Annotated in this window: 9 protein-coding genes, 1 tRNA gene and 2 pseudogenes; 4 read left to right on the forward strand and 8 right to left on the reverse strand. The window is 67.7% G+C overall.

The window, feature by feature from the left end:
• Positions 1-51: 51 nt before the first annotated feature.
• The gene (locus B4L26_RS08490) at positions 52-1,026 is read right to left on the reverse strand and encodes a patatin-like phospholipase family protein (RefSeq protein ID WP_290717973.1); all 975 of its coding nucleotides are present in this window, start codon (positions 1,024-1,026) and stop codon (positions 52-54) included.
• Positions 1,027-1,381: 355 nt separating this feature from the next.
• On the opposite strand from B4L26_RS08490, the pseudogene B4L26_RS08495 reads away from it, so the two are divergent.
• A pseudogene (locus tag B4L26_RS08495) lies at positions 1,382-1,666 on the forward strand (carboxylesterase family protein); the annotation flags it as partial.
• 35 nt (positions 1,667-1,701) lie between these two features.
• Here B4L26_RS08495 and B4L26_RS08500 read toward each other — a convergent pair.
• A tRNA-Gln gene (locus B4L26_RS08500) sits at positions 1,702-1,773 on the reverse strand.
• 70 nt (positions 1,774-1,843) lie between these two features.
• A complete protein-coding gene (locus B4L26_RS08505; protein ID WP_290717975.1) occupies positions 1,844-2,599 on the reverse strand; it encodes an SDR family oxidoreductase in 756 nt (251 codons plus the stop codon).
• Positions 2,600-2,754: 155 nt separating this feature from the next.
• Here B4L26_RS08505 and glmU point away from each other — a divergent pair, with 155 nt between their 5' ends.
• From glmU to arsC, 3 genes are read left to right on the forward strand one after another with little or no spacing between them, the layout of a single operon-like run.
• Entirely contained in the window at positions 2,755-4,209 is a 1,455-nt protein-coding gene (gene glmU, locus B4L26_RS08510; RefSeq protein ID WP_290717977.1) for a bifunctional UDP-N-acetylglucosamine diphosphorylase/glucosamine-1-phosphate N-acetyltransferase GlmU, read from the forward strand.
• Between the two features lie 38 nt (positions 4,210-4,247).
• Complete coding sequence (locus tag B4L26_RS08515) at positions 4,248-5,225, forward strand: ribose-phosphate diphosphokinase (protein WP_290717979.1); 978 nt, start codon at positions 4,248-4,250, stop codon at positions 5,223-5,225.
• A gap of 10 nt (positions 5,226-5,235) precedes the next feature.
• Complete coding sequence (gene arsC / locus B4L26_RS08520) at positions 5,236-5,574, forward strand: arsenate reductase (glutaredoxin) (RefSeq protein WP_290717980.1); 339 nt, start codon at positions 5,236-5,238, stop codon at positions 5,572-5,574.
• A 21-nt stretch (positions 5,575-5,595) separates the two neighbouring features.
• Here the strand turns inward: arsC and B4L26_RS08525 are convergent, their stop codons facing one another.
• The 5 genes and pseudogenes from B4L26_RS08525 to B4L26_RS08545 all read right to left on the reverse strand — a co-directional run.
• Complete coding sequence (locus B4L26_RS08525; protein WP_290717982.1) at positions 5,596-6,066, reverse strand: SRPBCC family protein; 471 nt, start codon at positions 6,064-6,066, stop codon at positions 5,596-5,598.
• Positions 6,066-6,542 (reverse strand): limonene-1,2-epoxide hydrolase family protein, encoded by a 477-nt coding sequence (locus B4L26_RS08530; protein WP_290717984.1) that lies wholly within the window; start codon positions 6,540-6,542, stop codon positions 6,066-6,068. The genes B4L26_RS08525 and B4L26_RS08530 overlap by 1 nt, the downstream gene beginning before the upstream one ends.
• A 17-nt stretch (positions 6,543-6,559) precedes the next feature.
• Positions 6,560-7,288 (reverse strand): hypothetical protein, encoded by a 729-nt coding sequence (locus tag B4L26_RS08535; protein ID WP_290717986.1) that lies wholly within the window; start codon positions 7,286-7,288, stop codon positions 6,560-6,562.
• A gap of 32 nt (positions 7,289-7,320) precedes the next feature.
• Positions 7,321-8,082, reverse strand: coding sequence for an ABC transporter ATP-binding protein (locus tag B4L26_RS08540; protein WP_290717988.1), 762 nt, complete (start codon positions 8,080-8,082; stop codon positions 7,321-7,323).
• Positions 8,072-8,356, reverse strand: a pseudogene (locus B4L26_RS08545) (hypothetical protein); the annotation flags it as partial. The gene B4L26_RS08540 and the pseudogene B4L26_RS08545, both read right to left, overlap by 11 nt.

The raw sequence follows: 8,356 nt of genomic DNA on the forward strand, positions 1-8,356 counted from the left end.
CTAGCCGCGGGGTCTGACAACCGCAACACAAATTGTGCGGAAGCGAGAGATTCAGGCGAAGAACTTCTTGATGCCGGCTGCCTCGATCCCGGCGCGTTTGTACCCGGCTTTCAGCGCCGGCTCGATCTGGCGAGGGTCGAGCAGATTCACCCCGGGCGGCGTACCCGCAATGATGAGCTTGGCCTTGGTGCCGGTCGCTTCAAGCGCCTTGATCTCGTCGTAGATGTTGTGTGGAATGCCGGTCAGCAGGCTGCCCTCGTAGCCGTTGGTCAACGTGATGACCAGCGCCCGCTTCGAACCCGCGACGAGGTCGGTGTGCGCCCAGGCCTTGGAGATGCCGCCGTCCATGCAGTACCGCTGGCCGACCAGGGTGGGTCCGATGGTGCCGGGCAGCGACGAGCTGGCCCCCGCGGCGCGCGCGAGCGAGATGCCGTTGCGGCGCGCCACCTTCTGGCCCACCACGAGGCGCTCGCCGGTGTAGCAGTCGTTGGCGGTCGTGTACATCTTCGACGGCGGCCAGTCGGTGCGACTGTCGCCGGTGAGTAGCCAGGCCAGCCGCTCGACGGAATCGCCGTTGACCGAGTTGTCGGCAGCCAGCGCGGCATGGCCGATCGCCTTGATGGATGCCGGATCGCCCGAGGTGACTTTCGCGTTGATCTCGCGGGCGCGCTGCTGGCTGGCGTTGGCCGCGCTGACCGGGGCCATCTTCGCGAACAGCCCCGGGAACTTCCCGAAGAACTCAAACGACGAGTGCAGGTGCCGGAAGTGCCCCGACGTCAGCGACGATCCGGCATACGCGCCGGCCGACGTACCGACGACCATCTGCGCCTGAGCGGCCGGATCGATCCCGCGTTCCATCAGGCCGTGGAAGAAGCCGCAGTACCAAGCCACGTAGTACTCGCCACCGCCGCCGAGGACCAGCGTGCGGTCCAAGCCGCGCGCGAGGTCCGACGGGGTCGGCACGTCCGGCACGGGCCGCGCCAGACCGTCGCCGCTGAACAGCTTCTTCGATACCGCGTCTGCCATCGCATCGACCTCGTTACAAGCGGCGTCGGCCTGGGAAACGCCAGAATTACTGAGGAGGACCGCCGCTGGCAACGTACCGGAAAGGGCCAGGGCACTGCGCCGCGTCATTTTCACCGACCAATCATGCATGAGTTGCGCAGTTCCGATACACCAACATGAAGATTGACCTGGTGACCGAAGCTCGCTAGGGCCCGTAGTTCTGCGGCGCGGCCGTGCTAGAACAGAACGTATGCGCGACAGATAGGGACTCGTTGTCCGAACGGCTCGACGCCGCTGAACGGCGCGCACAGATTGTCGCCGTGACGCGCGCGATGATCGCTGAAGAAGGTCCGCGCGTTGTCGGGCTCCGAGCCACTCCGGTGATCTGCCCTTCCTGTTCGAAACGCTGGAAAGCGCCTACGACGATGATGAGATCACCGACAACGACCGTGCGATGGCCAAGACCTATCACTCGTACGCGGTGAACTTCGTCAAGACCGGCAACCCCAACGGCGACGGTCTGCCGGAGTGGCCCAACGTCGACGTCGAACACACCGACTTGATGAATTTCGACCTCGACGGTGCCGCCTACGGCCCGGATCCCCGTCCCGGCATCGGCCTGGTGACGCGCGCCCAGGAGCGTGACCGCGCGCAGGCCTGACGCCGCGCCAGACCGGCTACTGCGTGGCTACTCGGCTCCCCCACCAGGACTCGAACCTAGAATGCCTGAACCAAAATCAGGAGTGTTGCCGATTACACCATGGGGGATTGGGCGGCCAGCGTGATGGCGCCGTGGCGATTCTGCCACAGCGGCCACCACGCGGTCGTCCGGGTTTCGTCAGTCCTTCGGGCCGCCGGCCACGTAGACGACCTGGCCCGACACGAAGCCCGCGCCCTCACTGGCGAAGAACGACGCCGTGTGGGCGATGTCCTCGGGCACGCCGACCCGCGCCACCGGGATCTGCGCGGCGCTGAACTTCTTGAACTCCTCGAAGTCGACGCCCATGCGCGCGGCAGTCGCCTGCGTCATCTCGGTCTCGATGAAGCCGGGGGCGATGGCATTGGCGGTGATGCCGTACTTGCCCAGCTCGATCGCCAGCGTCTTGGTGAAGCCCTGCATGCCGGCCTTCGCCGCCGAGTAGTTGGCCTGTCCGCGGTTGCCCAGCGCCGACGTGCTCGACAGGTTGACGATGCGGCCCCAGCCGGCGTCGACCATGTGCTTCTGACACGCACGGCTCATCAGGAACGCGCCGCGCAGGTGCACGGCCATGACCGCGTCCCAATCATCGACGGTCATCTTGAACAGCATGTTGTCGCGGATGATGCCGGCGTTGTTGATCAGCACGACCGGCGGGCCGAGTTCCTCGGCAACCTTGGCCACGGCCGCAGCGACCGAGTCCTCGTTCGACACGTCGGCGCCGACGGCGATCGCCGTCCCGCCCGCATCGTTGATCGCCGCAACGGTGGGGCCGCACGAATCGGCGTCGAGGTCGAGCACCGCGACCGCCATTCCGTCGGCAGCCAACCGCTTCGCCACGCCAGCGCCGATCCCTCGCGCCGCACCGGTGACGATCGCCACCTTCTTTCCGCTCATCAACTTCCTCCTGTGTCATATAGGACCAATCCGGCCCCGATAGCTCGCGCTCCCCGCGTCGGCTGCACCACAGTCCGACGAACCACGCGGGCACCACGTTATCGGGTTGCGTAGGATTTGTTCGTCGTCCACCAACCCCAGACTCAAGGACGCTGATGACGGATACCGGCCAACGCGCGGTGATCGTGCTCGCCGCGGGCGCGGGCACCCGCATGAAGTCGAAGACACCGAAGATCCTCCACGAGATCGGCGGTCGCTCCCTGGTCGGCCATGCGCTGGCCGGTGCCGCTGGAATCGACCCCGACCACCTGATCGCGGTCGTCAGTCACGAGCGTGAACGGGTCACCGCCGCCATCGGCGAGATCGCCACCGCCCTGGGCCACGAGGTCCTCATCGCCGAGCAGGACGAGCCCCTCGGTACCGGTGACGCCGCACGCGCCGGCCTGACCGCCCTACCCGGTGACTTCGACGGCACCGTCGTGATCACCGTCGCCGACGCCCCCCTGCTCGACGCACCGACCTTGCAGGCACTGCTGGACGTCCACTCCGGCGCAGCGGTCACCCTCACCGGATTCATCGCCGACGATCCCACCGGCTACGGCCGCATCGTCCGCGACGCCGACGATGCCGTCACCGCGATCGTCGAGCACAAGGACGCCGACGAGAGACAACGCGCCATTAGCGAGGTGAACGCCGGCATCTACGCCTTCGACGCCGCCACCCTGCGCACCGCGCTGAGCGCCCTGTCCACCGACAACTCCCAGGGCGAGTACTACCTGACCGACGTCGTCGAGATTGCCCGCAACGACGGCAAGACGGTGCGGGCCCTGATCATCGACGACCCGGCCGTCGTCGCTGGGTGCAACGACCGCGTCCAACTCGCCGAACTCGGAGCCGAACTGAACCGCCGCATCATCGCGCGCCACCAGCTGGCCGGGGTGACTGTGGTCGACCCGGCCAGCACGTGGATCGACGTCGACGTGGCGATCGGCCAAGACGTCACGATCGAACCCGGCACGCAGTTGCGCGGTCGTACGTCGATCGGCCCGGACGCGGTGGTCGGCCCGGACACCACCCTGACCGACGTCGTCGTCGGGGAGGGCGCCCAGGTCATCCGCACCCACGGCAGCGACGCCGTCATCGGTGCCGGCGCCACGGTCGGACCGTTCGCCTACCTGCGCCCGGGCACCGAGCTCGGCGCGAACGGCAGGATCGGCACCTTTGTGGAGACCAAGAATGCACAGATCGGCGCCGGCTCGAAGATCCCGCACCTCACTTACGTCGGGGACGCGACGATCGGCGAGCAGAGCAACATCGGCGCGTCGAGTGTTTTCGTCAACTACGACGGCGTGAACAAGCACCGCACCGTCATCGGATCGCATTGCCGGACCGGCTCGGACAACATGTTCGTCGCCCCGGTGACCGTCGGCGACGGGGCCTACACCGGCGCCGGGACGGTCGTGCGGCAAAATGTTCCACCGGGGGCGCTCGCCGTCTCCGCGGGCGAACAGCGAACCATTGACGGATGGGTCGTGGCCAAGCGGCCCGACTCGGCTGCCGCACGCGCTGCGCAGGCAGCCGCCGACTCGCCCACAACTGAAGACGACTGACCCAGCCCGAGCCCCACCGAGTGCAGATTGAGAATCCCATGACCTGGACTGCCGACAACCGCAAGAACCTGATGCTGTTCTCCGGGCGCGCACACCCCGAGCTCGCCGAGGCGGTCGCCACCAACCTGGGCGTCAAGGTGACGCCGCAGACGGCGCGCAACTTCGCCAACGGCGAGATCTTCGTCCGGTTCGAGGAATCGGTCCGCGGTAGCGACGCCTTCGTCATCCAGAGCTGCCCGGCCCCGCTCAACGAGTGGGTCATGGAGGCGCTGATCATGATCGACGCCCTCAAGCGCGGCTCGGCCAAGCGCATCAGCGTCGTCCTGCCGTTCTACCCCTATGCTCGCCAGGACAAGAAGCACCGTGGCCGCGAACCGATCTCGGCACGCCTCATCGCCGACTTGATGAAGACTGCGGGCGCCGACCGCATCATCACCGTCGATCTGCACACCGACCAGATCCAGGGCTTCTTCGACGGCCCGGTCGACCACATGCACGCGCAGGGCCAGCTCGCCGAGTATGTCCGCGAGCAGTACGGCACCGACAACATCTGCGTCGTCTCCCCCGATTCGGGCCGTGTCCGCGTCGCGGAGAAGTGGGCCGATTCGCTCAACGGTGCACCTCTGGCGTTCATCCACAAGACCCGCGATCCGCTGGTGCCCAACCAGGTGAAGTCCAACCGCGTCGTCGGCGACGTCGAGGGGCGCACCTGCGTGCTGATCGACGACATGATCGACACCGGCGGCACGATCGCCGGCGCCGTCAAGGTCCTCAAGGACGCCGGCGCGGGCGACGTCATCATCGCCACCACCCACGGCGTCTTCTCCGACCCGGCTGCTGAGCGCCTGGCCAACTGCGGCGCCAAGGAGGTCATCGCGACCGACACGCTGCCGATCGGCCCGGAGAAGCAGTTCGCGAACCTCACGGTCCTCTCGATCGCGCCGCTGCTCGCGCAGACGATCCGCGAGGTCTTCGAGAACGGTTCGGTCACCAGCCTCTTCAACGGCAGCGCGTAGGACCGCACTCATGGCGACCATCTATCACAACCCGCGCTGCACGACGTCGCGCAAAGCGTTGGACAAGCTGCACGACGCCGGGGTCGAGCCGACGGTCGTGAAGTACCTCGACGTGGGGTGGACGCGCGATCAGCTCGTCGCACTGTTCGCCGAGGCCGGGGTCACCCCGGCACAGGCCGCCCGCAAGCGCGAGCCGCTCTACAAGGAGTTGGGCCTGGCCGACGCCTCCGACGACGAAATCCTCGATGCGATGGTCGCCCACCCGGTACTGGTGGAGCGCCCGTTCGTCGTTACCGACAAGGGTGCGCGTCTGGCCCGTCCGCTGGAAAGCATCGACGAGATCCTCTGATCAGTTGCCTCTGGACGAGCTCTAGGGGGTTTGTCCTTCACTGGCCGCCTTCAAGTGCGCTAGGCCCTTTTCGAAGTCCTTGCCGATCATCTTGTCGAAGATCTTCAGCGGACCTGCGATGCGGGAGAACACCGAGTGCGTCCCGGTCATCGCCCATTCGACCCGCGTGCCCGAACCCTCTGGCCCGAGTCGGAACAAGCTCGTGCTCTTCGACTTGAACGGCTTCTCGAAGACCACGGAGACGTCGACGGCACTCGGCGCCTCCGTCGCGACGATCGCCATCCTCCCCTTGCCGGCCTTCTTGTTGCCCGACCACGCGTACTGCGCGCCCACGCCTTGCGCAGCACCCGAATAGTCGCGCTGCAGGTCCGGGTCGAGATCCTCCCATGGCGACCACTCCCGCCACCGGTGCAAGTCGACGATGCGCGCGTAGATGTCGGCGGCCGGGGCGTCGACGAGGATGCTCCGGGTGACCAGGTATCCGTCGCCCATCACGCGCCCCGCAGTTCGGCCGCCGACTCTGTTGCGTCATCGGGTTCGGTGAGCGATCGGATCGGTTTCACCGCCGTCGGGATCACCAACCCGACGATCCCGCGCAGCAGGCCCTTGAACGAGTCCACCATGTCGAAGTAGTCGCGCCACACGACGATGCGTCCGTCGACGACCTCGAAGCGCCCGCACACCCAGAACCGGATCCGCAGCGGGCCGATGCTCAGCAGGTCGATCCGCTCGTTGAGCACGACGCCGCCGTCGGCGGCGGCATTGAGGATCTCGGCATCGAAATGGAGGAACTTGCCGTTGAGCATGTGCATCGCCCGGGTGAACCGCTTCATGCCACGCACTGTCGGGAGGCCCACGTTCTCGTAGAGGATGTTCTCGTCGACGACGGACAGCGCCTCGTCGATGCGCCCGGTCGCGAGATCGCGCAGGAATCCGGTGGTCAGGGAAACTAGGTCATCGGTCGCCATGACTCCACCTAACCCCGTCAGTGGTCAGCGCGGGCGAATACGCGCCACCCCACCACCCCGACGACCACCACGACGACGGTGAAGACGATCGACCCGGCCGCCGCGCCGAGCTCTGGCCGGTCACTGCCGGCAGCGTGTGCGATCAGTGCGGTCGGCGCGGCACCGGTGAACCAGCGTTGCGCGCCGCCGAGCGCGGACCCCAGCACCGACGGTCCCAGCAGGGCGACGAGCAGCGTGCCGGACGTGGTGATCGACCCGCGCAGGATGAAGCCCGCGGCTGCGCCCACCGCCGCCACTGCCCCGACGATCAGGCCGATGACGGGAACCGCCCACCACGGCCCAACGGCGAGCCCCGGCGGCGGTGCCGCAAGCCCGACGACCACCACCGCAACGGCGGCCGAGAGCGTCATCGCCACGCCGACGACGGTCGCGACGGCGGCGAGTTTGGCGGTGTAGAACGACGATCGCCGCGGGACGGCCAGCAGACTCCCGACGATCGCGCCGCGCTCGTATTCCGACGTCGTCGCGTACGCTCCCCAGAGCGCGAAGGCAACGACCGGGATCATCGCCGCCGACACCGCCAGTCGCACGGCGGTCATCGACTCCGCAGCGTCGGAGCGGTCGGCCACGACCAACGCGGCCAGCGGCGTGGCGGCGATACCGATCGCCAAGCCAACGACCAACGACGGGGTAGCAGCAACTTTGCGCAGTTCGACGGCCCATGCGCGCCCGAATGTGCCCAGCACGCCCCTGCTCGTGCCGATCGCTCCCGATGCACTCACCATTCGCCCACCAGTCCCAGGTAGCGCTCCTCGAGGACATCGGCGTCGGCGGTCCACGGTCCGGCCGGCTCGTCGACGACGATCTCGCCGTCGACGAGGATGACCACCCGGTGCGCCAGCGCGGCCACCTCCGACAGCAGGTGGGTGGACAGCAACACGGTGCGCCCGCTTGCCGCGTAGCGCTGCAGGACCTCGCGCAACCACCGGATTGCACCGGCGTCCAAGCCGTTGTGCGGTTCGTCCAGTACCAGCACGTCGGGCTCGTAGATCAGTGCCGCCGCCAGGCCCAGCCGCTGGCGCATGCCCAAGGACAGCGCTCCGATCCGCACATCCGCGTGCTCGGCCAAGCCCACTAACCGCAGTGCCCGCCGGACCGAGTCTTGTTTCAGCCCGCTCGCCGTCGCGACCAGTCGCAGTTGCGCTGCGACTGTGCGTGCCGGGGCATACGCGTCGACGTCGAGCACCGCACCGAGCACCCGCCCGGGGAACCGATGGTCGGCGAGCGGCACGCCGCCCACGCCGACACGTCCCGACGTGAGCAATTCGAGCCCGACAATCGCGCGCAGCACCGTCGTCTTCCCAGCGCCGTTGGGGCCGAGCAATGCGGTGATCTCGCCGGGGGCGGCGGTGAACGAGACGTCGCGCAGCACCGGCACTCCGCCCTTGTGCTTGACCGCTGATTCGACGGTCACCGCGGTCCCGACGGCGCCAGCGGTGCCAACGGGCACGACCGCGTCGCGCACCGGGCTAGCGGACACGCACGGCCCTACCGTTGGACGAGAACCGGATGCGCTCACCCGGGTGGGCCAGCGACGCGACGGTCGGCTGTCCCTTGGCGTTGCGGATGATCTGCGCCTGCCAGGCCACGAAGCAGACGGCCTGCGGGGTCGACGCCCATCGCTGCAAGATCGGCGTCAGCTGCCGTGCGAGGTCGCCCTCGGCGGCCAACAACTGCTGTCGGAACGGACCGTAGAACGGCAGGATCGCCTCGAGGACGACGGCGAGAACGGCCTGCACCTTCTCGATGATCGG

Origin of the sequence: Gordonia sp. UBA7599 (assembly GCA_002477755.1) — a bacterium.
GTDB lineage: Bacteria > Actinomycetota > Actinomycetes > Mycobacteriales > Mycobacteriaceae > Gordonia.